Consider the following 25,903-nt stretch of genomic DNA (forward strand, 5'->3'; position numbering starts at 1 on the left):
ATTCTGGGGATTGAGTAACCACGTGCGCTGACAAGATCCGTGTTTAAAAATGGAAATGACTTCCTTCAGCTTAGGTTGATTCGCCTATCATCGCACCCAAGGATCGATCCCATCGTTCCCTTGTGAACGAATCCCGGCCTTTGCCTTGGAAAAAAAGGAATTTGCAGCCAAACTGCGTTCGGCGGGATGTTCTAAAAGAATCGATTGAAAACAGTTTACTAGTTGCGCTTTCGGTAAACGAAGTCTGATGCGAGCAGTGTCCCACTGCTGAGGAGTGATTGATGTATGGAATGTTTCAGGAATTCCTGTCTGAGCAGTTGGCGAAGGTCAAAGCGGAGGGACTCCATAAGCACGAGCGAGTGATTGAATCCCCGCAATGTAACCGGATTACCGTTAACGGTCGGGAAGTTCTCAATCTTTGCGCGAACAATTACCTCGGGCTGGCGGATCATCCTTTGATGGTTGAAGCGGCTCACGAAGGGCTCGAAAAGTGGGGGCTCGGAACAGCATCGGTTCGATTCATCTGCGGGACACAGGGAGTGCATGCCGATCTCGAGCGGGCTCTGTCGACCTTTCTCGGGACGGAAGAGACGATCCTGTATTCCTCGTGTTTCGATGCCAACGGCGGTCTCTTCGAAACACTGCTGGGGCCTGAAGATGCAATTCTTTCGGACGCATTGAATCACGCCAGCATCATTGATGGTGTTCGTCTCTGTAAAGCGAAGAGATTTCGCTATCAGAACAACGACATGCAGGATTTGGAGAGCCAGCTTCAACAGGCAGAAGGATGCCGGTTCCGAATGATCGCGACGGATGGGGTTTTCTCGATGGATGGTTCACTCGCGAACCTGCCAGAGATCTGTGACCTCGCGGAGAAATACAATGCATTGGTCATGGTTGACGATTCGCATGCTGTGGGGCTCGTCGGGAAGACTGGTCGCGGAACTCCCGAACACTTTGGCGTGACCGAACGCATCGACATTCTGACCGGAACATTAGGAAAAGCACTCGGTGGAGCGAGTGGCGGATATACATCGGGACGCAAGGAGATTGTGGACTGGCTGCGTCAGCGATCGCGTCCTTACCTCTTCTCGAATTCGCTTGCCCCTCCGATTGCGGCGACTGCTCTCCGGGCGTTGCAGATCTTGAAAGAGGAACCGGGCCTCTTGCAGTCGATTCAGGAAAACACTCGTTTCTTCCGCGAGGGGATTACGAAGATCGGGTTGAAAGTGTTGCCGGGAGAGCATCCAATCATTCCGATTATGATTGGCGATGCGACGCTCGCTGCGAAGATGGCGGATGCGTTGCTGGAGAGCGGGTTGTACGTCATCGGATTCTCGTATCCTGTGGTTCCTCAAGGGCTCGCTCGGATCAGAACTCAGATCTCCGCATCGCACACGCGGGAAGATCTGGAATTCGCACTCGAACAGTTTGCAGCTGTGAAAGAGGAACTCAACATTCCTGATGACGAAACCTGATGAACAAGGTTGAATCGAAGCGAGACAGCGATGAATTGCAGTCGCGAGGCAAATCGATTCAACTGAAGAGAAACAATCTGGCCTGCCCGACAGAACCTCGGTTTTTGAATGGGCAGGTTCTCTCGTCAGTCAAATACAAGTGGGCCGAAAACGGAATTCGCGAACCCATTCGCAGAGGAGATCACTGAACACGCTTATGAGTACGCACTCAATGTCGATATCGGAACTGCCAAAGGCAAGCACGTTGAAATATGGCGATCTTGTCTTGCCGTCGCGGTACCTGCTGTCTCCACTCGCTGGTTTTACGAATCTTCCGTTTCGTCGAATCTGTCGCGAGATTGGTGGGGTCGGTTTGTGCACCACCGATCTCGTGAGTGCTCGTGGATTGCTTGAAAAGAGTGCGAAGTCGCTTCAGTTGATTCAGACTTGCGAAGTCGATTCCCCCTACTCCGTTCAGATTTTCGGTCCGAATCCGGATGAGATGCACGATGCGGCACAGTTTCTGGAAGAGTTCGGAGTCGATTCCATCGACATCAATATGGGCTGTCCGGTCGATCGAATCACAAAAGGTGGAGCTGGGTCAGCGATGATGTGTTCGGCCGATCAGACGATTGGTCTTGTTCAACGAGTTGTCGAAGCTGTCAAACTTCCCGTGTCTGTGAAGATGCGACTGGGATGGGATTCGACTCAGCTCACGGCGCCTCGCTTTGCCCGTGAGTTCGAACAGGTTGGAGTCGTCGCTGTTGCGATTCACGGGCGTACTCGTGAGCAGGGGTTTTCCGGAGATGTCGACCTCGATGGAATACGACAAGTGGTTGAAGCGGTGGAATCCATTCCAGTCATCGGAAACGGTGATATTCGGAATGTCGCGGACGCTGAGCGCATGTTTCAAGAAACGGGATGTCAGGGGATTTCCATTGGTCGTGGGGCTTTGGCGAACCCGTGGATCTTCCGGCAACTTTGTGAATGGGAGACAACGGGGCAATTTCAGCCTCCCGGAAATTTCGATGACCGTCTTGAATTGATGCTGCGGCAATTCGGTTATCTGGAGGAAATGGTTGGACCAGAAAGAGCGATCTTAATGTTCCGTAAGATGGGACACTGGTATCTCAAAGGAATGAGAGTTCGCAAAGCTCTGCGTCATCAGTTTCAAACTGCACGAAGTCAATCAGAGATTCATCAAGCTGTTGAAGAGATTCGCCGCGATGGACCGGTGTTCGGTTCCAGAACCGGAGTGTTGCCAGAAATGAACATTCAAGTTCCTTCTGGTCCGGTCGAAAGATGGTGACCGGAAACAATTGTCTTCGAATCCATGAAATTCAATGAACGAGAAGACAACCGGTTTGACGCTTTCGATCTAAAAAGACTAACCTTCCGCTGTGTGGGAATTCTGTCGAGAAAGATGATTGATGGCCAAGCGTCGATCTTCAAAGCCGACTGCAGGACAACGCGTCCGTGTGAATGATGGCGTGTCGATGCCGGAGTATCCAGAACTGGATATTTCAGGATGGACAGGAGTCGTTATGGAGACACAAGGACGTGGAGCCACTGCTAAGGTAATATTGAACTGGAGCGATGAAGCTCTGGAATCCATGTCGAACGAATATCGTGAGATGTGTGACAGTCAAAATATGCTCTATTCCATGGCCTGTCTGTTAATGAGCGACGTCACGATTGATGAGTGACAGAGTCGAAGCCATGCCATCAACGCATGACAGCACAGGTGCTCCGTCTGGAACGGATGGGTCTGCCAATATCGCAGCGCGTCTGACCGAGAGAGCGAAGCTGTTTCCGGATCAACTCGCTGTCGCTGAACCAGTCAGGGTTCACGAAAACGGCGAGATCATCGATCGTAGGGTGACTCTTGCGGAACTCGATGAACGCTCTGATCGCATTGCGGCCGGGTTGATTGAACGTGGTTTTCAACCGGGGATGAAGCTTGTTCTGTTTGTCCCGTTTGGAATCGACTTCATCACACTGACCTTTGCTTTATTCAAAGCGGGCGCGGTGATCGTTCTGATCGATCCGGGAATGGGACGAACGAATATTTTTCGTTGTCTGGAAGAGGTTCAGCCCGATGGATTTGTGGCAGTGCCAATCGTCCATCTGGTCCGCATGCTGAATCTACGTCGATTTCAGAACGCCAAGTTCAACATCCTCAGTCGTCTCTGGCTGCCCGGGATGAAAGGGACACTGAAGTCACTCTCCAGGACGAGTCGAGAAGGCTTCACTCCGCACCAATCTGCGCCGACAGATCTCGCTGCGGTCATTTTCACAAGCGGAAGTACCGGACCGCCCAAAGGGGTTGCGTATGAACACGGAATGTTCGATGCGCAGGTCAAACTGATCCAGGAGTTCTATCAGATCCAACCCCAAGAGGTTGATCTGCCCGGGTTTCCTCTCTTCGGGTTATTCAATGCAGCGATGGGTGTGACGACCATCATTCCCGACATGGATCCAACGAAGCCAGCGACCGTCGATCCGACGAAGATTGTGGCTGCGATCCGCCAATATGGAGTGACTCAAGCCTTCGGTTCGCCGGCTTTCTGGAATCGAGTAGCTCGTTTCTGTGTCGAACACGAAGAGACATTTCCGTCGCTGAATCGAGCCCTTTCGGCGGGAGGACCGGTCCCCCTGCATGTTCTTGAGCGCATGCGAAAAGTGCTCACAAAAGCGGATGCGGACCTGCATACTCCTTACGGTGCGACGGAAAGTTTGCCGGTTGCTTCGATTGGTGCTCGAACCGTTCTCGAAACAACTGCAGAAGCGACACGAAAGGGAGCCGGAACTTGTGTCGGAACGACCTTCCCAAGTGTTGATGTTCGAATCATCAAGATCCATGACGGTCCACTTGAGTCGATCGACGCAGCCACGATTCTCCCGGAGAATGAAATCGGGGAGATTATCGTTCGAAGTCCCAGCGTGACACGCGAGTACTTTCAACGCCCCGATGCTACTCGCCTGGCGAAAATCGCGGATGGCGATCGATTCTGGCATCGGATTGGAGATGTGGGATACCTCGATTCGGAACAGCGACTATGGTTTTGCGGACGCAAAGCTCACATTGTCGTGCATCAGGGACAGCGAATGTTCTCTGTCTGCTGCGAGGCGATTTTCAATCAGCATTCAGGTGTCTACCGGTCGGCTTTGGTCGGATTGGGAAATGCTCCGAATCAGAAGCCGGTATTGGTCGTCGAACCGGAAGCAGGGCAATTTCCGGAGAGTGGAGAAGAACAGGAAAGAATGCGACGGGAGCTGTTGGAATTGGGGGCAGCCAGTTCTCTGACTCAGGAGATTAAAGACATTCTCTTTCACAGAAGTCTTCCGGTCGATACTCGACACAACGTCAAAATTCAGCGAGAAGCACTCGCTCAGTGGGCGAGCACGCAGGTTTCGTCAACTCGCGATTGATGGCCTGAGATGGCTATTTTTTGGCGGCAGATGGGGCAATCTCTGCGAGTTGTTTGCGGGCCTCATCCGTTGCTGGGTAAATCAGCGGGATGTCTTTAATCGGAGAAGGCGTGACTGTGATTTTGTCCCCGTCAATGATGACAGGAACGAGATACTCCTGATCGGGTTGTACAGTCAGTTCAGAGAAGTTCGTGAAACGAACTGGTTGGCTCTTCTCTTGCGATTCTTCGTCTTCGACGGCAATGAATTCGTTTTCAAGGGTCGGAAAGCGACCGTCGAGAACTGCCTGTGAGCGCAGAATCTGTGATCGATTCAAAATCACCGGGTTTGCGTATTGGACTGTCAGCCAAAGCAGAAGGCTGAGCCACACGGCCCCGATGACAACTGCGATAAGCAGAGACACCGGCTTCTTTGCCTTTTGAACACTTTCAGACGCGCTCACGTGGTTGCTCCGTCAGTTCGCATTCTCTTGAGAAGAGACGCTTAACCACTGGTGGGAACCTGAATCTGATAGTCGTGATCAAGAGCTTCGTCGAAATCAAAGACATCGAAGAAGTCGCTGAGTTGATCTCGATCGGTTTTGCGCATCTCGCCACGTTCGATCAGTTCAAAGACGACTCGTCCGAAGTCGGCGGTGCTGCGGATTCCCCACTGGCGGAAGACTGTTTTCGCCAACAGTCCGTAACGTTCGATCCCCAGTTCGCGGGCTCCGTGGGCGAGTTCCTGTCCGGTGATGTGTGCTTCTTCAGATTCTTCGCCAGCGTGTGCACGATCAAGTTTCTGTTGAGTGAAATGGAGAGCCTCATACACGAACCGATACGCTTCAGGATCAAACTTCCTGATACGTTCAGAGGTAGGACTCACTGAAGACATTAATCCACTCCGCAGAGCTATACCGTCTGGCATGGATTCGGCAGTCAAATCCAAGGGACGAATTGATAAATTGATGAAGGGAAACGCCTGCACTCAGATCAAATATATAACGAAGTCGAGACCTATGGAAAGGTCTGCTCAACGATTCATTTTTCTTCGTTCGAATTCTGGCGAGACTTTTTGGAGTTCTCGGTGGACGTTTCAGAGGAGCCGGGTTTGCCGCTGATCACCGTGAGAATATCTTTCGCGTCAATCATCAGGCGGCGACGATCTTCGAAGGCAACGAGAACCTTCTGCGCAAGAATTTCCTGAGCGATGACCTTCCCCTGCCCTTGTTTGGTCAATACGAATTTGCCAATTTTGGGAAGCTCCTTTCGGTACGCTTCGTAGGTGTCATATTCGTATCTGAGGCAGCATTTCAGCCGCCCGCAACGACCAGAGATTTTGGTCGGGTCGAGAGACGCTTTTTGGACTTTCGCCATCTTCATCGACACCGGGGGCATTTCAGAAAGATGGGTGTTGCAGCAGACAGGTTTTCCGCAGTCTCCGTAATCCGCGAGAAGCTTGGCTTCGTCGCGGATTCCGATTTGACGCATTTCTATACGGGTGTTGAACTTATGGGCGAGCGACTTGACGAGTTCGCGGAAGTCGACACGCGTCTCTGAGAGAAAATAGAAGATGACCCGTTCTCCCCCGAAAAGGCGTTCGATGTCAACAAGTTGCATCGACATTTTTCGTTCGGAGATCAGGTCTTTGCCTGTTTCGAAAGCTTCCTGCTCACGCTGCCAGCACTCTGTGCGGGTCTTTTCGTCCTCCTGATTGGCGAGACGGAGAATTCGTCCGCTCGCATCATCTTTGCCGAGATACTCCCGTGTGCGGTCGGTTGCTTCACACAGCACCGAGCCCCATTCCGTTCCGCGATGACTTCGGACGACGACCTCGTCTCCGCGGGAAAAGGATTGTGGACCTTTCGCTGAGAACTCTCCCAGAAACCTCATTGTCCCGTATCGGACAACATACTTTCGAGCCATTGGATCCCTCTAGAAAAAAAATTCACGCGACTGCTCGAACACGTCACGTTCCCGCGAGATTGGGGAATGCAGAGACGAGATCGAGTTTGTCACCATTTTCTTTCTGGAGTTTCAGCAGCGAGTCGAAGAGTTTGCGAGAGATTGCCTGAGTTCCCTCTTCTTCGAAAAGGTCGTTCATTTCCCAAGGGTCCGAGACCAGATTGTAGAGTCTCGCTCTTCCAATCTTGGGGTACAGGATCAGCTTGTAACCGTTCTGCGTGACCATTCTTTGCAGGTCAATGTATCCCCCGTAAATGGCGGGGTAGTTCGTTTGGGGGACGTCGCTTTCAAGCAATGGAAGCAGGCTGTGAAAATCGACGTGTTCCGGTTTTTCGATGCCAGCCAGTTCAAGTGTTGTCGGCATGACGTCCTGCAAGTAGATCGGTGCAGAAATGGACCGTCCTGCTTCGACACCCGGGCCGACGACCATGAACGGCACGCGGACACTGTGATCGTACTGGCTTTGCTTTCCGATCAGACCGTGATGTCCGACCGAAAGTCCGTGATCAGCAGTGAAGAAAATCCAGGTGTTGTCACGTTTTCCGGTGGCGTCGAGCGCGTCGAGAATGCGACCGATCTGAGCATCCATGTGTGTGATAATGGCGTAGTATTCCTGTCGGTTCACGCGGACAGAGAATTCTGTTCGTGGAAACGGGGCCAGTTTTTCATCACGAAGTTTGGCGCTGCACCCCATGTCGTCTTTGTACGGATACTCAGGAAGGAAGTTGACGGGAACTTTGATGTTTGCTTCAGGGTATAAATCGACATACTCCTTGGGAGACTGTCGAGGATCGTGAGGTGCGTTGAATGCGATGTACATGAAGAACGGGTCGTCGATCCCGGCTGCTTCTGAAAGAAATCCGACAGCTTCGTTTCCGACAACTTCGCTCCAGTGTGTGCCGCCTTCCCAGAACCCGCCGAATTTCGTGTCGTACGGACTCCAGACATCGGTCTGTCCTTCGATCGGGCGGTTGTAGCCTTCGTCCGTCTGGGAGGGCATTCCTCCCCGAATGTGACCGGTGACGTCAAATGTTTGATCGGCAGGAAAGCGGACGTGCCATTTCCCGGTCATATATGTGCGGTACCCGGCAGACTTCATGTATTCTGACCAGAAGCGGCCCGCTTCGACTTCTTCAGCGAGAGAGTCGTCGAGTTCGTTTGCGTGCCAGAGATACCGGCCTGTGTTGATCATTGTGCGTGAAGCCACGCAAATCGCGCCGTTCCAGCCGCCCATGTTGTAGCAATGAGAAAATGTGGTTCCTTCCCGGACAAGTCGATCGAGATTGGGCGTCAGGACTTCTTCATTTCCCAATGAACGGATCGTCTGGTAGCACTGATCGTCCGCGAAAACGAAGAGGATATTCGGCTTGTCATTCGCCATACCGGCCGAAAGTGAGAACGCGTTCACGACGAAAATTGCGAGCAGGACGAACACATTTTTCATGGCAGTCCTTAATTCATCGACAGGAGTAAAGCATGAACCCGGAGACTTTCGCGGGGGACCAGTGATTTCATCATCGTTCAATTTTTGCGACATCGGTGGATGTTGATTCGCGCTTGGAAGCTTGCAGGCTACTATTCTCACGCTCCAGTTTCCAGCAATGCGGAGTTTTGAGTGATCAGGACTAAGCGGCACGCCGAAGCTTCCACGATCGATATCAACACACGATGGTTACGAAAAGTGGTGGATTCCCAAAGCTTTTCTTTCTGAGACTTTCTCAGTGTTTCCCAGATTCCCCGGTTCGGGCGAAGGATATTTGAAAACATGTCGAACGTGCTCCTGTTTGATATTGATGGAACGTTGTTGAATTCCGGGGATGCGGGTCAGCATGCGATGGAGCAGGCACTGCTGGAGGTGTTTGGTGTCACTGGTCCTTATGAAAACATCCTCGCTGCGGGAAGGACCGATCGCGCGATTACGACGGACTTATTCGCGCACCATAAGATTGAATCGTCGGAGACGAACTGGTCGACTTTTCAGGAAGCTTATTTTCGACACTTACTGCAATCGTTGGGCAAACTGGATGGAGTTGTCCTTCCGGGAATTGTGGGCCTGCTCGATGGACTGGCGGCAAATCCAAATGTGACGCTCGGTCTGCTGACCGGAAATTTTCAGATTGGGGCGCAATTAAAGCTTCGTCACTATCAGCTTGACCATCACTTTGCATTCGGAGGATTCGGAGACCATCACTTCGATCGAGATGATGTTGCTCGCCTGGCGATGGAGGCAGCGTGTGCACATCTGAATCAAACGGTTCCGGGGGAATCGATTTGGGTGATTGGTGATACTCCGTCGGATATCAAGTGCGGTCGTGCGATTGGTGCAAGAGTCGTGGCGGTCTCGACGGGAATCTATTCCTATGAGGTTCTCGAAGAAGCCGGTCCGGATTTTCTGTTTACGGACTTCTCGGACGTGGCGGCTGTGACTCAGTGCTTGACGGCTTTGTCGAAGTAGGAAGGGATCGATATGGCTCCGTCACAGGCATTTGTCATCACTGCAGGATTGGCTTACCTCATCGGTTCCATTCCGTTCAGCTTGTTGATTGCCCGGATCTTCGGAAAGATCGATTTGCGATCTCACGGAAGCGGAAACGTCGGGGCGACAAATGTTGCTCGAACAATGAGCGCGAAATGGGGAGCCTTCGCACTTCTGTTGGATGCCGGGAAAGGAATGACGGCGGTCGGGTTGATTCCCGTGTTGATGGTCATGGCTCCCGAGGATGTGATTCATCAAAAAGTTCTTGCCGCGGTCATGGCTGTCGTCGGGCATATGTATTCCTGCTGGATACGATTCCGAGGCGGAAAGGGAGTGGCGACCGCACTGGGAGCGGTGACAGTGCTGGCACCGCAGGGAATGTTGATTGCCCTCGTTGGTTTTATCTTGGCGTTTCTCGCGACGCGAATTGTGTCGCTGAGTTCGATTGTCGCTGCCGCTGTGTTTGCAGTTGCTCAACTTTTGATCGGACAGAATTCGCTTTGGAAAGCGAACACATGGAGTCTGGGAGTTTTTAGCGTTGTGGTGCCGGCGTTGATTATCTTTCAGCACCGCTCGAATATTCTGCGTCTCTTGCGAGGAGAAGAACAAAAGCTTCAGCTACGCAAGTCCGAGCGTCAGGACTCTGACGAGACCGCGAGTGAGCCTCCTGTCAATTCAATGGGAAAGAATGATGGCATCGAAACTTGAACATCCGGTTCTGGGGCAACTGATTCCCGATCAATACGGGGATCGACTGATGAAGTTTCGGAAGTTCGAATTCATGCAGCCACTCTGGCACCCGGACAGTAAGAAGCAGCTGGAAGATCTCGAACTCAAGGATCGTGATCTGGTCAAAAAGTGGGAATCGCAACCGGGGGCGCTTCCGCAGGTCTGTCGAAACTTTGACGTTCATGCTGCCCTTCAGTCATTGGGCGTTTACGAACTTGGGATCGGTCAGAGCGAAGAATCTGATGAGCCTGAAAAGTCTGACGACTCTGTGCCGAGTGCCGAACAGGTCGCGGCGTACGAACACTTCGTCGAAAACGAAGAGGCCATCTGCAAAGAAGTCTTCGAAACGCTGGTACGGTATTACAACTTTCTGAGGCAATGGGCTCCCAACTGGTTTGAAGGGGAAACGGATTGCCCCGAGTCCGCCGAAACCATTGATGATCTCTCAGATTGTGTCCGGTTTGACGGAATGGATCTCAGCCATGAATCTGTGGGGGGAATGGCCACAATCTGCATGGGATGGGATGTCGACTGGGATATGGAGCACGGGCTCCAGATGATCTGTCAGAATGGGAAAATCATTGCTGTCGGGAACGATCTTTACGGACCCGATGTGATTGTCGGGCTGCAGGAAACGATGCAGCATTTTCTCGACGATGACCAGAAGAAGGCTCTCCAGGAATTTTGTGAACAGGTCGGAGACACTCCCGCCGGAGACTCGCCTGCTGGTGAATGAGGAGGTGTGAGAAAGCGGTTCCATCTCTCTTTTCGAACTTCCGGATGCACAGCGAGCGGAAATTTGGTCTAATCGACAGCTGTTGATGAGTGAGTCGCCCGACCGGGTGGCCTGCGAAGATGACCTGCCCTCCCAGATCTCCCCAGGATCGAGATGTTCGAAGAGCCCCTGCCCATTCTTCCGCGCCAGTATGCGTGGTCTCTCCTTACCGTGATTGCTTTCGTCCTCGGTGTGCCATGTTTCGCCGAAGAAGCTGACGAAGAGCCCCAATTCGATTTTGCAGCGACAGTTCAACCAATCCTGGAGGAACATTGTGTCCGTTGTCATTCTCCCGGAAACCGAAAAGGCGAGGTTTCACTGGAGACAATCGATGATCTTCTCGAGAATGGATACGTCACTCCGGGAGATGCACAAGCGAGCTACCTTCTCGATCTCGTCACCTCAGAAGATGGGGAACGTCCATCGATGCCGAAGGAAGGGACAGTTCTCAATTCCGATCAAGTCGCAGTTCTGAAAACTTGGATTGAGCACGGAGCTGAGTGGCCCGAAGAGATCATCGTTCGTGAACGTTCGAAAGCGGATGGCACATGGTGGGCATTTCAACCGCTTCGAACCGACTTCGAACTCCCGGCGGTTCAGTCACCGAATTCTTCCGCGAGTGACGTCATCGACGCATTCATTGAACAGCGTCTCGAAGAGGCTGGGCTTCATCGCAATCCAATCGCAGATCGTCGGGTTCTCATTGGTCGCGCGACTTACGATCTCACTGGCTTGCCTCCGACTCCGGAAGAAGTCGAAGCGTTCGTGAATGATCCGTCTGAGAATGCGTTTGAAAAAGTTGTCGATCGACTTCTGGCATCGCCGCGATACGGAGAACATTGGGGACGCCACTGGTTAGACGTCGTTCGGTTTGGGGAAAGCAACGGATTCGAGCGGAATGTTCTGATCAACAACCTCTGGCCGTTTCGCGATTACGTGATTGAGTCGATCAATGCTGACAAGCCGTTTGATCAACTGATTCGAGAACATCTTGCCGGTGATGTGCTGGAAGAAGACCGTCCCGATCAGGCAGTGGGAACGGCGTTCCTCGTGGCTGGGCCTTATGATGACGTGGGGAATCAGGATGCTGTCCAGGCTGCACAGATTCGGGCGAACACAATCGACGAAATGATCCGAGCGACAAGCGAAGCGTTTCTCGGTCTGACGATTGGTTGTGCTCGCTGCCACGATCACAAATTCGACCCGATTCTCCAGCGGGATTATTACTCGCTGTATGCGACGTTGTCGGGCATCAAACACGGCAGTCAAGTCGTTGTTCACAAACAGACAAAGGCAGAACATGACGCCAAAGTTCAACCGCTCGAGGCGAAGCGGCAGGAACTCACCAGTAAGCGAGATGCAATCAATCGCGAAGTCTTAGAACGCGGACTCGCCCGGCTTGAAGAGTACGAACAGGAGTGGGATCGCGAGCCGATTGATCGCCGACTGACGACCGATGAATTTCCTCCAGTCGAAGCGAAGTTTCTGCGACTGAGATCTCTTGGTCAGGACAACAATCCCGGAAACAGAAACTCGTTTGCGATCGATGAATTCGAAGTTTGGGACACGGCGGACGTTCCCCGAAACGTGGCTCTCGCTTCGAACGGATCTGTCGCGACCGGAGCGAGTCGACACATCGAAGATTTTCCCGGCGCTTACGGTCCGCATCTCGCAATTGACGGGGAACTTGGAGAACGCTTTCTTGCAACATCCGGAACTCTCACGATCGAGTTTCCGAAACCCGAGCGAATTCAGAAAATCACCTTCTCAAGTGCCCGCAATGAATCAGAACCGGGACAGCCCAAATTTGTCTTCCTGTCAGATTATGTCATCGAGATCTCAACTGATGGAGAACATTGGGAAGAACTGATTGACTCATCCCAAAGAAAGCCTGTGAACGAAGCGGCTCGGAACGCTCGATTGAGTCGCCTGTCAACAACGCCCGAGGATCAACAGCAACTTGCCAAGTTGAATCGCGAACTCGCGGAAGTGAATCGGAAGCTCAGAGAGATTCCCCCGTTGCCATCAATTTTTATCGGAGTGAGAGACGCAAATTTAGCGGAAGGGCCGTTCCATCTGTTCCTCGGAGGAAGTCCGCAACGCCCCGGAGATTTGGTCACGCCTGCGAGCTTGAACGTCCTCGATCAGTTCGTCCCGAATTACGAACTCGAAACGGAAAGTCCCGAACATCAACGTCGAGCCGCATTGGCTGACTGGATCGTTCATCCCGAAAATGCACTGCCGCAGCGAGTTCTCGTGAATCGTATCTGGCATTATCACTTCGGAACGGGGATCGTCGAGACTCCGAGCGATTTCGGATACATGGGAGCGGAGCCGTCGCATCCGCAGCTTCTCGATTTTTTGGCGGCGCACTTGTTGGAATCAGAGTGGCGGATCAAGTCTCTGCATCGCATGATCATGTTGTCCAAGACCTATCAACAGAGCAGCGACAATCATCCGGAAGCTGCGCGAGTTGATGCAGACGCTCGCCTGCTGTGGCGATTTCCTCCAAGGCGGCTTTCCGCTGAAGAAATTCGCGACACCATGCTCTCCGTTGCGGGCGTTCTCAATCTGCAAATGGGCGGACCCGGTTTCCGCTTGTATCACTTCATGCAAGACAACGTCTGCACTTACGAACCGCTTGATGTCCACGGTCCGGAGACTTATCGGCGGGCGGTTTACCATCAAAACGCACGTGCGTCGGTCGTCGATCTAATGACCGAATTCGATCAGCCCGATTGTGCGTTTTCAACACCTCGCCGATCGGAAACCACAACTCCGCTGCAAGCACTGACGATGCTGAATCACAGCTTTACATTCGATATTGCGAACGAACTCGCTGACCGCTTGAGACGCGAGGCAGGCGAAGTTCCTCACGATCAGATCAGACATGCCTGGCAGCTTTGTTATGCAAGAGACCCCTCTTCCGACGAATTCGAAGAGTGCGAACTTTTCGCTCAACAGCATGGGGTGGAAGCGCTGTGCCGTGTTTTGCTCAATACGTCAGCGCTGATTTATGTCGAATAGAGGCAGCGACGGAATTGGTCATCGGCGAGTTGTCAAAGTAATCAAGTGAAGTGGGACAGGAAGAAGTCGGCGATGGAATCACAGAACAAAAACGAAATTGAGATCGCTCGCCGGTCATTTCTCGGAAATGTCTCTGCGGGACTGGCGGGCATCGGAGTGATGCAACTTCTGAGAGATGCATCGATCTGCGGTGCTCAAGACTGGAAAGCTGGTCAGGGGCAAACTCACTTCGAACCCAAAGCGAAGCGAGTCGTACAGATCTTTTGCCCCGGTGCTGCGTCGCATATGGATTTGTGGGAACACAAACCTGAGTTGGCGCGGTATCACGGCAAGCCGCTCCCCGGTGAAGAGAACTATGTCTCGTTTCAGGGGAAGAATGGCAACCTGATGCAGAGCCCCTGGCCGTTTGTTCCGGGAGGTGAATCCGGAAAGGAAATTTCGTCACTTCTCCCAAACATGAGTCAACATGTCGATGACATTGCGTTTATCCATTCGATGACCAGCAAGAGCAACACGCACGGCCCCGGTTGCATCTTTATGAATACGGGACATCCCACTGAGGGGTTTCCGGCAGCGGGTGCCTGGACGAGTTATGCCCTCGGTAGCGAGAACGAAAATTTGCCAGCATATGTCGCGATTCCGGATATCCGCGGCGAGCCTCCCAATGGGAAAGCGAACTGGTCGAACGGGTTTTTACCGGCCCGTCATCAAGCCATCGTGATGAGCAATCAACAGCCGATTCGAAATCTTGAGCGGCCCGATTTTGTCTCCGAACAGACTGAAACGGCATCCAGAAGTTTGCTCGATCGTCTCAATCAGAGTTACGCCGAGTCCCGTCCGGGCGAGTCCGCACTGCAAGCTCGAATCGCAGCGTACGAACTGGCTGGTCGGATGCAGATGTCTGCCCCGGAAGTTTCTGAGCTTTCACAAGAGTCAGAATCGACACACGACTTCTACGGAACTCGCGACAGCAATTCCTTGAAAGCTGCCTACGCTAAAAACTGTTTGTTCACGCGACGGCTTCTCGAACGTGGAGTGCGATACGTCAGTCTCTACTGTGCTTCGCGGGCTTCTGGAGTTGACGGACTGCTCAACTGGGATGCTCACAAAACTCTCAAGTCCGACTACGAGCGGCACTGTCCCGTTTTCGATCAACCGACCGCGGCGCTTTTGTCGGATCTCAAAACGAGAGGGATGCTGGACGACACGCTGATTCTATGGACAACCGAGTTTGGCCGCATGCCAACCCATCAACAGGGGACAGCCGGTCGAGATCATAATCCCGACGGATTCACGTGCTGGATGATGGGGGCAGGCGTCCAAGGAGGCGTGAGCTATGGAGCGACGGACCCATTCGGTCGACGAGCAGAAGTCAATCCGACAACCGTTTGGGACTTTTACGCCACGGTTCTGCATCTGCTCGGTTTTGATCACGAACAACTGACGTGGTATTACAACGGCCTCGATCGACGCATCACCGATGTCCACGGCCACGTGATCTCTGAAATCCTGACTTAATCACTTTTGGAGCATTTTCTGTTTTGGTTTTCGCTCACTCGCACGAGCAAACTCAGCCTTCTTCCTGATGAAGAAGTTCAAGCGAGTGCACAGGGGAGAGTAACTTGCTCTCAATCAGAAGAGTCTGTTGAGACCGTTCAAGGCAGCCACGCGGTAAGCTTCGGCCATGGTCGGATAATTGAACGTCGAATTCACGAAATACATCAGCGTGTTGTGCTCTCCGGGTTGCGACATAATCGCTTGGCCAATGTGAATGATCTCGGAAGCGTTCGCACCGAAACAATGAATGCCGAGCAACTCCAGTGTTTCACGATGGAACAGAATCTTGAGCATTCCGACGGTTTGCCCGGTGATTTGAGCGCGGGCCAGGCTTTTGAACATCGAATGTCCCACTTCGTAGGGGACACCCGTTTCGGTGAGTTCGCGTTCCGTCTTCCCTAAGGAACTGATCTCCGGACTGGTATAAATTCCGGTCGGGATTTCCTGAATCAAAGCGGTTTCACATGTTCCAAGAATCATGTGATGGGCGGCGTATCGACCTTGAACGTATGCGGCACTTGCCAGAGAGGGAGGGCCGATCACATCACCGACCGCATAGATGCTCGGGACGTTTGTCTGAAAGTGTTCATTGATTCCAACCTGTCCGCGACGATTGACCTCAATGCCAAGTTCTTCCAGTCCCATATGATCCGAGTTGCCCGTCCGCCCGGCCGCCCAGAAAAGTATATCTGTCTTGATTTGCTTCCCCGACTTCAAGTGGAGGATGACTCCATCGTCGACTGCTTCGACGCTTTCATAGTCTTCGCGATTGCGAATCAAGACTCCCCGATCTCTCAGGTGATAGCTGAGCGCGTCGCAGATTTCGTCATCGAGAAACTCCAGTAGTTGCTCACGAGTGTTCACGAGATTCACTTTGCAGCCGATGTTTCGGAACATCGTGGCATACTCGCATCCGATCACCCCGGCTCCGTAAATCGTGATCGATTTTGGGGTATGAGTCAGTCCCAGAATGGTGTCGCTGTCAAAAACGCGACCGTGATTGAAATCGATATCGTGCGGTCGATACGGCCGCGAGCCAGAAGCGATCACGAAGTTCGCTGCGGAAACAGTCCTCTTTCCTCCGAGTTCATCCGTGACGATGACGGTGTTCGCGTCTGAGAAACTGGCATGTCCGCGGATGACTTCGACGTCGTTGCGTTCGTAGAACGACGTTCTCATATCAACCTGTTTCTCAATCACGGAAGAGGCTGTCCTCCGAAGATCCGGGAAGTCCGGAATCGTTGAGATCCCGGCATCTCGAAACAGTTTGTTGTTGAAAACCGTTGTCGCTTGGAAAATTGCGTTTCGAAGTGCTTTGCTGGGGATCGTCCCTTTATGAGTACAACCTCCGCCGATGGGAGGATCGCGTTCCACGACCGCGACAGACTTCCCCAACTTGGAAGCTTGCATCGCTGCGCCCTCACCTCCGGGGCCACTCCCGATGACGACGATATCAAAACGTTGATGACTCATGGGCTTTCTCAGAAACTCTCGAGAGTTGGCGAACACACAGATTGATGCAGTTGAGCGATTTGCTCAGTCCGATGGACACGCCAGAAGGGGAAAACGCTTGTTTTGCTGAGACTCGCGACGCAGGAACGCAAAGTCAACTTTCAAGACGCCATATTGTTTTGATCGGTCGAGAGGTTTCAATCGACTTCTCACCGAGAAAACACGACATATGTCATGTTTGATGCGTTGTGGTGACCTTCTTTCGTTCAATTTCACGCGAAACTCACGCGTGTTTCCCAAGCGGGATCGTTCAGAAGCAGCAAATGCACAGTAGAGAAACACGAAGCGATCGTGGTATCCTGTGGTGTTTCCTTTTCAATCCTCACCCAAACCATTTAAGGGAGAAGTATGGACTCTTGTCGTTTTCTCATTTTGTTCCTGGCTATTCTTTGCGGAGGACTTCGAACCTCTGCGTCCGGTGCAGAAGAATCGAACCCGCCCAATATCATCTACATTCTTCTCGATGATGCCGGTTACGGAGACCTGAGCTGCTATGGGCAGGAGCATTTTCAAACACCGAATATGGATTCGCTCGCCGAGACGGGGATGAAGTTTCTCCAGCATTATTCCGGAAGCACCGTCTGTGCGCCGACCCGCTGCAGCCTGATGACCGGAAAGCACACCGGCCATTGTGTTGTTCGTGGAAATCGCGAAGTGAAGCCCGAAGGACAGGCACCCATGCCGGCCGATACGGTGACAATCCCTCGTCTCCTCAAAAAGGCAGGCTATGTCACCGGGATGTTCGGGAAATGGGGGCTTGGGGCTCCGGGGTCAACGTCTGATCCGACAGAACATTTTGATGTGTTCTATGGCTACAACTGCCAGCGTGAAGCACACACTTACTATCCGGAACATCTCTGGTCGAACAACGAAATGGTTGAGCTCGACGGAAAGACTTACGCTCACGATCTAATCGTCGAGCAAACCTTGAAGTTCATCCGCGATCATCGTGATGAACCTTTCTTTCTGTATGTGCCCGTGACCATTCCACATGCTGCGATGCATGTCCCTGCTGAGTCTCACGATCCATTCCGAAAAGTCTTCCCTGAGTTTGAAGAAGTCGAAGGAGAGTATGCTGGGACCACAGTGACCAATCCCGTTGCAGCATTTGCGGGAATGATGACTCGGCTCGATGATCAAGTGGGAGATCTGTTGGAACTGGTTCGTGAACTCGGACTGGAAGAAGAGACTTTGATCATGCTGAGTTCGGACAACGGGCCGCACAAAGAAGGTGGACATAAGCCGGACTTCTTCGATTCCAACGGGCCGCTCCGAGGCCATAAACGTGACCTCTACGAAGGGGGAATTCGCGCGCCGCTTCTGGCATCTTGGAAAGGCAAGATTCCAGCTGGGAAAGTTTCCAGTCAGATCTCAGCTCACTGGGACATGCTTCCAACGTTCTGCGACCTTGCCGGAGTCGATGTTCCCTCAGACGTTGACGGAATCTCTCTCAAAGAAGAATTGATGGGGAACCCGGACAAGCAACAACCGCACGAGTACCTTTATTGGGAGTTCAGTGAACGCGGTCGAAGTCAGGCAGCACGAAAGGGTGACTGGAAAGCTGTTCGCAACAACCTGAAAGCCAATCCTGATGCTCACATTGAACTCTACAATTTGAGCGAAGACCTCGGCGAGGAGATCGACCTTTCCTCACAAGAGCCCGATGTTGTCAAGGAGATGTCCGCCATCCTGAAGGACGCACACGTCCCTTCCGCGACCTTTCCGCTGTTTGACAGCGAAGCGTCCGGAAAATAGTCAGCAGTGCGAGTTCATTGAGAGCAATGCTCTCGTTCGCAGCAAAGAAATAAGACGACAAACGAAAGCAGCCTGTCGAATTGAATCGGCAGGCTGCTTTGATATTGATTGCGGATTTCTTGATCGTGGCGAGGTCAGCTTGGGACCGCTTCTGACTTTCGATCAGAGTGTGACAACTCGGACGAGTTCCGAGCATCGGTGACTGGCTTCAGCGGGCTTTCGAGATTCTTTTCGATCCATTCGAGAAGCTCTTCTTCGCGAGAGTTTGGAACGATCGAGGAGTCGAAGTTGACCCGCCGACCAACAATGTAAGGCGGACGGGCACGAACCTGATCGTAAATTCGAATGGCGTACTCTCCCAGAATTCCGATTCCCAATGCGTTCAGTGCACCGAAAAGCGATGCAACGATGGTCAGCGAAGCCCAACCGGGAATAGCGAGACCGGTGAACAACTTGTGATACAGCGTGAACGCTGTCACTCCCAGGCACGTCATCAGGGAGACCGTCGCAATGACATAAAACATGGACAGCGGGACACTCGAAAACGAAAAGATCGCTGTTTTGGCAAGCCGAAATAGTCCCATCATCGAAACGCGAGGTGTGTCGTCGTGCCGACGTCCACGTTCGACGGGAATTCCGATCTGTCGAAATCCGACCCAACTCCGCAGGCCGGGAAAGTATCGGTCACGGTCTCGAAGCTGAGTCATCTCCGAAGCGACTGCTCTGTCGAGGAGTCCGAAGTTGCCGGCATCCATGGGCATTTTCGTCGATGAAACCGTATTCAGAACGCGGTAAAACGCCGTGAATAGAAAACGTTTCACGACGTTCTCTTTGCGGCTGTGTCGAATTGCGTAGACGACGTCGTAGCCGCTTTCCCACTTTTGAACGAAATCGACAATCGCGGCGGGATCATCCTGCAGATCGGAATCCATCACGATGACAGCATCGCCGCTCGCATGCGCGACACCGGCTTCAACGGCCGCCTGATGTCCGAAGTTTCGCGAAAAGTGAAGCCCCTTGACGGTACCATGCTGGTTGGCCAGCCGATCGAGAATCTGCTCACTGTCGTCTGACGATCCGTCGTTGACGAACACGATTTCGTAACGTCCGCCGCATTGCTTCAATGCGGAGTCAACGCGCTCGTGAAGTTCGTCGAGGACGTCCGCTTCATTGTAGGCAGGGAGAACAACCGAGATTTTCCGTTGGTTCGAATTTGTTCGCAGGGCAAGTTCGGTTCGAGTCATTTGGTCAAGACTCCCACTACGGACAGGCCGACAGGTACAGGCACGCGATCCATCATCCAGCGTTCCGCAGCTGCCAGACGCAGAAGCATCCCGTTGGTCGTGTTCGACACGCGCGGAAACTCTGCGCTTCGCTGGCGAGGGACAATTTTCTCATAGCTTCTGACAGCGACTGCGGCCGGAAGCGTAAAGGCATTCCAGTGTGTTAACCGTTTGACTTGAAGTCCGGCTTCGGTTGCTTGATCTCGAAGCATCTTCATTGTGTAGCGGCGGTAGTGTCCGAGAGCCTCGTCCCAATCACTGAACATCCACTGGTACGCCGGGACAGTAATGATTGCGCCGCCACTCGGTTCGAGTGCGGTGGCGACGTTTTTCAGAACCGCGACCGGGTCTTCAATGTGTTCGATAACATCGAGAAGAACGACTGCCCGAAGCGAGTTGTCTTCGACGGGCCAGGGTTGCGCCAGATCGTGAAGTCCGGCCTTCAGTCCTCGTGATTCGGCGAACTCGACTGATTCCGGCATCACGTCGAAGCCTTCGACGTCGTAACCCATTTCTCGAAACGTGATCAGATTTCTGGCAGAACCGACTCCCCCTTCGACGAGTCGTCCCGGTGCCGGAAAGTGTTTGTTGAGAAGTCTGACGGCCAGGTCACGCTTCGCGACGTGCCACCAATAGGACTCTTCGAGGTCCTTCAATTCATCCAAGTGTGCAACTTGCATTGTGTGTCCGATCTCGGGGCTTTCGGTTTCAGCGATGGGGAATTGGCCATCGGTTGACCGAAAGCGATTCCAGAAATTCCGTCAGGAGTCGATTCGACTGTAAAATTCCGGGAGACACTTTGTCGGTGTCGTGAGTGGAATTTGAATTCGTCTCAAACATCTATCTCACGAACATGCTGCGAGGAGCGATTCGCGCGAGACGTTGGCTTTCTGCAACGTGATTCTCGCCTGAATGAAAGGAAGATGGCGGTCGTAGTGATTGTGAGTGTTTCGTTTTCACAACCTTCGCTGTTTCGAAGTGTGCTTTCGCTCTTTTGAGACGCTTCGAGTGTGGCGGACTATGTTCTCAACTGTGATCCCAATAGAGGTTGTACCGCGATTGGACTGACTCTCGGAAATTCTTATGACATCTGAACCGGCTTCTCAGGGGCCAACCTCAATGGAACCGTCATCCCGGCGGAGAATGACCATCGGCCTTTGGGGCGTGTTGGCGATCCTGCTTCTGATCAACATTCCCGTTGTGCTTTGCTTGCACCTCACGTGTGACTCTGCGTTGTACGATCTGCAGGCGCAATGCGCATTCGATGGTGGAGTCCTTTATCGGGATATGATTGAGCCCAACTTCCCGGGGATTGTCTGGATTCATATGCTCATTCGCTCGTTCGCAGGATGGTCGAGCGTGGCGTTGCGGGCAGTTGATCTCTGCGTCGTCGCTGGAATCGTGGCTGTCCTCGGAAGTCTGATGCGCAAGTCGGATGAATCTGTGTTCAGCTTGCGAATGGGCTTCGTGGCTGTCTCGATTTTTGCTTTACATCTCGGGCTTCTGGAATGGTGTCACTGTCAACGTGATCTCTGGATGCTTCTTCCGTGTCTTCTCGCGACGCAGGTTCGACTGAATCGATGGAACGCACTTCGGCAAGAGGAGGAGGTCTCGCGATTATCGACGAGCAGCTTCTCGGAAGGATGCCTCTGGGCGATTGCCTTCTGGATCAAACCGCATATCGCCGTGCCTGCGCTTCTGGTGATTGCGATGTCGTACTGCTTTGCTGGGACAGTGAAAACGAAGCTTCGCGATGCGGCCGGTGTTTTGGCCGGTGGCGTGATTGTTGGAATGCTTGGAATTCTCTGGATGGTACAGACCGGAGCTTGGGAACCGTTCTGGGTGATGCAGCTGGAGTGGAATCCGGAGTACCTGCGGATCGGTCGGAGCAAAACGACCTGGAGCAAGCTGGAAGAAATCTGGTGGGCATTCTCTCCCTGGAACTGGTTTCATCTCATCGCGGTTTGTCTCACGATCCAGACGATGACGCGCTTCTTTCGTGACTCCGGACGTCGTGACCTGTTGGCGGGAGAAGAGGCTCGATCGCAAATGGGGCAGTTGCTCTTAATGGCTCTTTACGTGGGCTGGGTGATTCAAACGATGACTCTGCAGTTCCCGTTTATGTACGTGCATGTCCCCTGCATCATTCTGGCGATTGGAGTGTCGGGAACGATGAATGTGAGCCTGGAGTACCGTCCGATGGTGACAGCGTTCGCGTCGTTCCTGCTCATTCTTATGGGAATCTCTTCCCCGATTCTGTCACCCACGCGACTTGCGAACTGGAAGGATTGCGTCACGAAAGGGCCGACGCCAGAAGTTCGTTCTCGGATTCAGATTGAACCCGATCCCGATTGGGAACATCTCGAGCCGGTGATTGAATTCCTCTCGCAGAAGAATTTGCAAGATGGAGATGTCACTGCATACAGCAACAATCTGGTCCTGTTGTACTCACAACTCGGGTTGCGGCCATCGACTCGCTATGTGTTCCTCGATGTGCTGATTCGTCTGTTTCATAGCAAGCATGGCGAAATTCATGACACTCTTGAGGCATGCCAGCATCGCTACGTCGTCTCTTCGCTTCGAGATGCAGGGATGACGAAAGAAGCAATCGCAACACCTGAAGATCCGAAAACGCGACTTCCCGAAGCGTTCCCTGAGAGTGCCCTGAAGACTTTCCCGTTCACGCAGCCCGTCGTCTTCCGATCGGACCACTATCTCGTGCATGAGGTTACAGAACCGGTCGGAGAACTGGCGACCAAGCATCTCAAAGACTTCCCGGATGCGTCAGACGATGAACGGGCCAAAGACTCAATGCAGAGCGAGGATCAAAGTCAGCTCAGCGCCGATGTGGTCTCTGCGGTCAATGTCCGCAATTGATCGACTGTTGTGCTTGATCGGCATACATCCCAACTCGCTTTATGGAATACAAGCTGCTCCCGATCTTATTGACGGCCTCTGTCCAACGATGAGGAAACTCTAGGTTTCGAGTTCAACCAGCTGCGGAGAAGTGGTCGGGGCCGGCAATTCTTCGGCCATTTCCTCGGGCGTCAGCTGGGGAGGTCCGAAGATCGTCGTCCAGGCGGATGCCGCGAATCCGGAAAGTGTTCCGAACGTTGCATCCACAGCTGACGGTTCGTACCCGCAGTGGACCATGCAGTCCTGACAGCGTTCGTTTCCGCTGGCGCGTCCGTACTGGTCCCATTCGACCGTATTCATCAACTCTTCGAAGGTCTCAGCGTATCCATCCTGCAGCAGATAGCACGGCTTCTGCCAGCCGAACAGGTTATAAGTCGGGTTGCCCCACGGGGTGCATTCGAGGTCCCACTTGCCTTTGAGGAATTCAATAAACAACGGCGACTGATTGAAGACCCAGCGACGTTTTGCGTTCCCGAGGATTTTGCGAAACAGGTTGATCGTTCCGGTTCGCGACAAGAAGTGTTCCTGATCGGGAGCTTTCTCGTACTGGTAGCCCGGTGACAACATCATCCCTTCCACACCGAGGTCCATAAGCGTGTCGAACATCTCCTGGAGACGTTCCGGATCGGCATTGCTGAAGACAGTCGTGTTTGTTGTGACCCGAAATCCCTTCTTGACTGCGGTTTCGATCGCGGCAATCGCGACATCGTAAACTCCGTCACGACAGACGGCGTGGTCGTGGTCTTCGCGCGTTCCATCGAGGTGAACCGAGAACGACAAATGCTTCGATGGCTTGAATCGATGCAAATGCTTTTCGAGGAGAATCGCGTTCGTACACAGGTAGATGTATTTTCCGCGAGCGACGAGTTCATCAACGATCTTGTCGATGTCGGGATGCAGAAGTGGTTCGCCCCCCGGAATCGAGACGATCGGTGCTCCGCATTCCTCAACAGCCCGAATGCAATCTTCTACCGAAAGATGCCGTTTGAGTGTTTCGGCCGGGTATTGAATTTTTCCGCATCCGGCGCACGCCAGATTGCAACGAAACAATGGTTCGAGCATTAAGACCAGAGGATACTGCTTGCGCCGACGCAGCTTTTGCTTCAGCACATAAGACGCCACGGTCCACATCTGGGATACGGGGACTGCCATTGATCCGGGTCACTTTTCGAAGGGGATAAGAGAATCGAGAGTTTTGATCGCCAGTGATAGCAGGTCCAGCGCCTGTCGTCAGCGCGAATCGCACGTCGAATTCGCGGATTCGCCACTCTCACAGAAGAGGCGGCAACCTGGAGAATGAGGGTATTCAAGCGACTCCAGAAGACATATTCTCCAACGTTGATTCAATTCTCTTTGGAATGATCCCACAGTTCGGAGTTTTCACAATGGCGGCCAAGAAGTCGGACAAGTCCCAAAAGGGCAAGCAAAAAGCCAATTCCAAGTCTCGCAGCCCGGTCGAACGAATCGTCGTCTGGGGCGGGATTCTGCTGTTGCTCGCACTTGTGGCGACTGAGGGATACGCTCGTTACAGCTACACAACTTCGCTTGAAAAGCTGCGAAGTGAACTTCAAAAAGATGAAGCTGGCGACCGAGAGCCGTTGACTGTCGAAGAGGCCAAAAGCCTGATTGTCGGATCTCCCGCAGAGTCGACCGCTGGAAACCGGATGACTTTTCAGTTCCGCGGTCTGATCAAAGACTTCGGGTCGATTCACCTCACCTTCGATCCCAATCAGATGAACATCACCGGGCTGGAAACCGAACAGGTGGAAGAAGAGCCGGTCGAAGAAGAACCTGTCGAAGAGGGAGCGGAATGACCGAGACCGCTCCAAGCGGAGTGATAAGGCCATTCAATCAAGAGCGGGTGACGGGATTTGAACCCGCGACCTTTAGCTTGGGAAGCTAACGCTCTGCCAGCTGAGCTACACCCGCGATGTGATCAATCGTAGCCATCGAAAGATGGTTTCGGCAAGCATCTCAACGATGAAACCATGCGAGGCATTCGTGTCGTTTTCGATCCTGTCAAACGGTCAAGAAATTGCGTCGTCCGCTTTGAAATCGCGCAGGTGTTGTTTGAAGGTTTCGATGAGGCGGCTTTGAAAGCGGTAGGGGTTCCAGGCCATGGCGATGACACGGGTTGGTTTCGGGTCGGTCAGGGTGCGGTAGGCTCGGCTTTTGTCGTGGTCTCGCTGGCGAGCCATTCTGGGGATGAGGCTGATTCCATGGTTTAAGGAGACAAGTTCCTGCACCGAGGCGAGTTGGCTTGTCTTTTCGATGGTGAGTGGGCAGACCGCGCGTTGTTCACAGAAGCTGCGGACGTTTCCTGTCAGGCAATGGGCTTCGCTCAGAAGGACGAATGGAATTCCTTCGAGGTCGGAGATCGTAATGTTCTTCTTTTTCTGAAGTGGATGGTCGGCGGCCATGACGAGGTCGAGTTCTTCTTCGAAGAGTGATTCGATCTCAAGGTGTCGGGAGTCAATGGGGCGAGCAAGAACGGCGACGTCGATTGCTCCATCAGCGAGTTGTTTGAGCAAGACGCTGGTGGTGTCTTCCTGGACAACGAGCGTCGCTTCGGGAAACTGTTCATTGAAGCGACTCAGAACTTTGGGGAGGTAGTACGGAGCAATTGTCGGAATAGCTCCGATTCGAATTCGCCCGGTTTCTCCGTCGTCCTGAATTTCTCGCTTCAGGTCATCCACAAGTGAAAGGATCGTTTCTGCACGCGGCAAAAGAATTCGCCCCGCATCGGTCAGAACGACCTTTCTCGTCTGTCGATCGAACACCGGTTGGCCCAGTTCTTCTTCCAGACGTCCGACCGATCGACTGATCGTCGATTGTGACATTCCACATTGATTGGCAGCTTGTGTGAAGTTCTGCGTTCGGGCCACGCTGACGAAGTGGCGCAATTGATCAAGTTCCATTCACGCTTCCATTTTGATGAAGTATGCGTTCTGTGCATTGATTGTATGTGAATGTTTCATTGGCTGCATCGCTTCGAGGTGCCTATGCTATTCCTGTTGAGACGCTCTTTCACCAGGCAAGCG

Annotated in this window: 23 protein-coding genes and 1 tRNA gene; 13 read left to right on the forward strand and 11 right to left on the reverse strand. The window is 52.9% G+C overall.

Features of this window, described 5'->3' with window-relative positions:
• Positions 1-281: 281 nt before the first annotated feature.
• From KOR42_RS13715 to KOR42_RS13735, 5 genes are all read left to right on the forward strand, one after another.
• Positions 282-1,478 carry a glycine C-acetyltransferase gene (locus KOR42_RS13715; protein WP_146510407.1) on the forward strand — a complete coding sequence of 399 codons (1,197 nt, stop codon included), beginning with the start codon at positions 282-284 and terminating at the stop codon, positions 1,476-1,478.
• Positions 1,478-1,666 (forward strand): hypothetical protein, encoded by a 189-nt coding sequence (locus tag KOR42_RS13720; protein WP_146510408.1) that lies wholly within the window; start codon positions 1,478-1,480, stop codon positions 1,664-1,666. Before KOR42_RS13715 ends, KOR42_RS13720 begins: the two co-directional genes overlap by 1 nt.
• An 8-nt stretch (positions 1,667-1,674) precedes the next feature.
• Positions 1,675-2,766 (forward strand): tRNA dihydrouridine synthase DusB, encoded by a 1,092-nt coding sequence (gene dusB, locus KOR42_RS13725; RefSeq protein WP_146510409.1) that lies wholly within the window; start codon positions 1,675-1,677, stop codon positions 2,764-2,766.
• A gap of 121 nt (positions 2,767-2,887) precedes the next feature.
• Positions 2,888-3,163: a hypothetical protein gene (locus tag KOR42_RS13730; protein ID WP_146510410.1), complete on the forward strand. Its 276-nt coding sequence runs from the start codon at positions 2,888-2,890 to the stop codon at positions 3,161-3,163.
• 13 nt (positions 3,164-3,176) lie between these two features.
• Positions 3,177-4,889 (forward strand): fatty acid CoA ligase family protein, encoded by a 1,713-nt coding sequence (locus KOR42_RS13735; RefSeq protein WP_146510411.1) that lies wholly within the window; start codon positions 3,177-3,179, stop codon positions 4,887-4,889.
• A gap of 13 nt (positions 4,890-4,902) precedes the next feature.
• Here the strand turns inward: KOR42_RS13735 and KOR42_RS13740 are convergent, their stop codons facing one another.
• The 5 genes from KOR42_RS13740 to KOR42_RS27400 form a co-directional block, all read right to left on the reverse strand.
• Positions 4,903-5,331, reverse strand: coding sequence for a hypothetical protein (locus KOR42_RS13740; protein ID WP_146510412.1), 429 nt, complete (start codon positions 5,329-5,331; stop codon positions 4,903-4,905).
• 41 nt (positions 5,332-5,372) lie between these two features.
• Entirely contained in the window at positions 5,373-5,762 is a 390-nt protein-coding gene (locus tag KOR42_RS13745; protein WP_146510413.1) for a Minf_1886 family protein, read from the reverse strand.
• Between the two features lie 146 nt (positions 5,763-5,908).
• Complete coding sequence (locus tag KOR42_RS13750; RefSeq protein WP_146510414.1) at positions 5,909-6,793, reverse strand: PSP1 domain-containing protein; 885 nt, start codon at positions 6,791-6,793, stop codon at positions 5,909-5,911.
• Between the two features lie 43 nt (positions 6,794-6,836).
• Positions 6,837-8,276 (reverse strand): sulfatase-like hydrolase/transferase, encoded by a 1,440-nt coding sequence (locus tag KOR42_RS13755; RefSeq protein ID WP_146510415.1) that lies wholly within the window; start codon positions 8,274-8,276, stop codon positions 6,837-6,839.
• A 137-nt stretch (positions 8,277-8,413) separates the two neighbouring features.
• Positions 8,414-8,599, reverse strand: coding sequence for a hypothetical protein (locus KOR42_RS27400; RefSeq protein ID WP_146510416.1), 186 nt, complete (start codon positions 8,597-8,599; stop codon positions 8,414-8,416).
• Between KOR42_RS27400 and KOR42_RS13765 the strand changes: the two genes are divergently transcribed.
• The 5 genes from KOR42_RS13765 to KOR42_RS13785 all read left to right on the forward strand — a co-directional run bounded on the left by KOR42_RS13765 (position 8,598) and on the right by KOR42_RS13785 (position 15,357).
• Positions 8,598-9,287 carry an HAD family hydrolase gene (locus KOR42_RS13765; RefSeq protein ID WP_146510417.1) on the forward strand — a complete coding sequence of 230 codons (690 nt, stop codon included), beginning with the start codon at positions 8,598-8,600 and terminating at the stop codon, positions 9,285-9,287. The two genes, KOR42_RS27400 and KOR42_RS13765, sit on opposite strands and share 2 nt — an antisense overlap.
• Before the next feature lie 12 nt (positions 9,288-9,299).
• Positions 9,300-10,016, forward strand: coding sequence for a glycerol-3-phosphate 1-O-acyltransferase PlsY (plsY, locus tag KOR42_RS13770; RefSeq protein ID WP_146510418.1), 717 nt, complete (start codon positions 9,300-9,302; stop codon positions 10,014-10,016).
• A complete protein-coding gene (locus tag KOR42_RS13775; protein ID WP_146510419.1) occupies positions 10,000-10,773 on the forward strand; it encodes a DUF6985 domain-containing protein in 774 nt (257 codons plus the stop codon). Before plsY ends, KOR42_RS13775 begins: the two co-directional genes overlap by 17 nt.
• 153 nt (positions 10,774-10,926) lie before the next feature.
• On the forward strand, positions 10,927-13,839 hold the full coding sequence (locus KOR42_RS13780) for a DUF1553 domain-containing protein (protein ID WP_146510420.1): 2,913 nt from the start codon (positions 10,927-10,929) through the stop codon (positions 13,837-13,839).
• Positions 13,840-13,911: 72 nt separating this feature from the next.
• Entirely contained in the window at positions 13,912-15,357 is a 1,446-nt protein-coding gene (locus KOR42_RS13785) for a DUF1501 domain-containing protein (protein WP_146510421.1), read from the forward strand.
• A gap of 114 nt (positions 15,358-15,471) precedes the next feature.
• Here the strand turns inward: KOR42_RS13785 and sthA are convergent, their stop codons facing one another.
• Positions 15,472-16,869, reverse strand: a complete 1,398-nt coding sequence (gene sthA, locus KOR42_RS13790) for a Si-specific NAD(P)(+) transhydrogenase (protein WP_146510422.1) — start codon at positions 16,867-16,869, stop codon at positions 15,472-15,474.
• Between the two features lie 387 nt (positions 16,870-17,256).
• Between sthA and KOR42_RS13795 the strand changes: the two genes are divergently transcribed.
• Positions 17,257-18,663, forward strand: coding sequence for an arylsulfatase (locus KOR42_RS13795; RefSeq protein ID WP_146510423.1), 1,407 nt, complete (start codon positions 17,257-17,259; stop codon positions 18,661-18,663).
• A 134-nt stretch (positions 18,664-18,797) separates the two neighbouring features.
• On the opposite strand, the gene KOR42_RS13800 is transcribed toward KOR42_RS13795, so the two are convergent.
• The gene (locus KOR42_RS13800) at positions 18,798-19,907 is read right to left on the reverse strand and encodes a glycosyltransferase family 2 protein (RefSeq protein ID WP_146510424.1); all 1,110 of its coding nucleotides are present in this window, start codon (positions 19,905-19,907) and stop codon (positions 18,798-18,800) included.
• Positions 19,904-20,626 (reverse strand): class I SAM-dependent methyltransferase, encoded by a 723-nt coding sequence (locus tag KOR42_RS13805; protein WP_146510425.1) that lies wholly within the window; start codon positions 20,624-20,626, stop codon positions 19,904-19,906. Before KOR42_RS13805 ends, KOR42_RS13800 begins: the two co-directional genes overlap by 4 nt.
• Positions 20,627-21,029: 403 nt before the next feature.
• Between KOR42_RS13805 and KOR42_RS13810 the strand changes: the two genes are divergently transcribed.
• On the forward strand, positions 21,030-22,823 hold the full coding sequence (locus KOR42_RS13810) for a hypothetical protein (RefSeq protein ID WP_146510426.1): 1,794 nt from the start codon (positions 21,030-21,032) through the stop codon (positions 22,821-22,823).
• A gap of 99 nt (positions 22,824-22,922) precedes the next feature.
• Here KOR42_RS13810 and hpnH read toward each other — a convergent pair whose 3' ends face one another.
• Positions 22,923-24,014, reverse strand: coding sequence for an adenosyl-hopene transferase HpnH (gene hpnH / locus KOR42_RS13815; protein WP_146510427.1), 1,092 nt, complete (start codon positions 24,012-24,014; stop codon positions 22,923-22,925).
• Between the two features lie 233 nt (positions 24,015-24,247).
• Between hpnH and KOR42_RS13820 the strand changes: the two genes are divergently transcribed.
• The gene (locus KOR42_RS13820) at positions 24,248-24,676 is read left to right on the forward strand and encodes a hypothetical protein (RefSeq protein ID WP_146510428.1); all 429 of its coding nucleotides are present in this window, start codon (positions 24,248-24,250) and stop codon (positions 24,674-24,676) included.
• Positions 24,677-24,718: 42 nt separating this feature from the next.
• Here the strand turns inward: KOR42_RS13820 and KOR42_RS13825 are convergent.
• Positions 24,719-24,791 (reverse strand) — tRNA-Gly (locus KOR42_RS13825).
• Between the two features lie 98 nt (positions 24,792-24,889).
• Positions 24,890-25,780: a LysR family transcriptional regulator gene (locus KOR42_RS13830; RefSeq protein WP_146510429.1), complete on the reverse strand. Its 891-nt coding sequence runs from the start codon at positions 25,778-25,780 to the stop codon at positions 24,890-24,892.
• Positions 25,781-25,903: the final 123 nt, after the last annotated feature.

The organism is Thalassoglobus neptunius (genome assembly GCF_007859735.1).
GTDB lineage: Bacteria > Planctomycetota > Planctomycetia > Planctomycetales > Planctomycetaceae > Thalassoglobus > Thalassoglobus neptunius.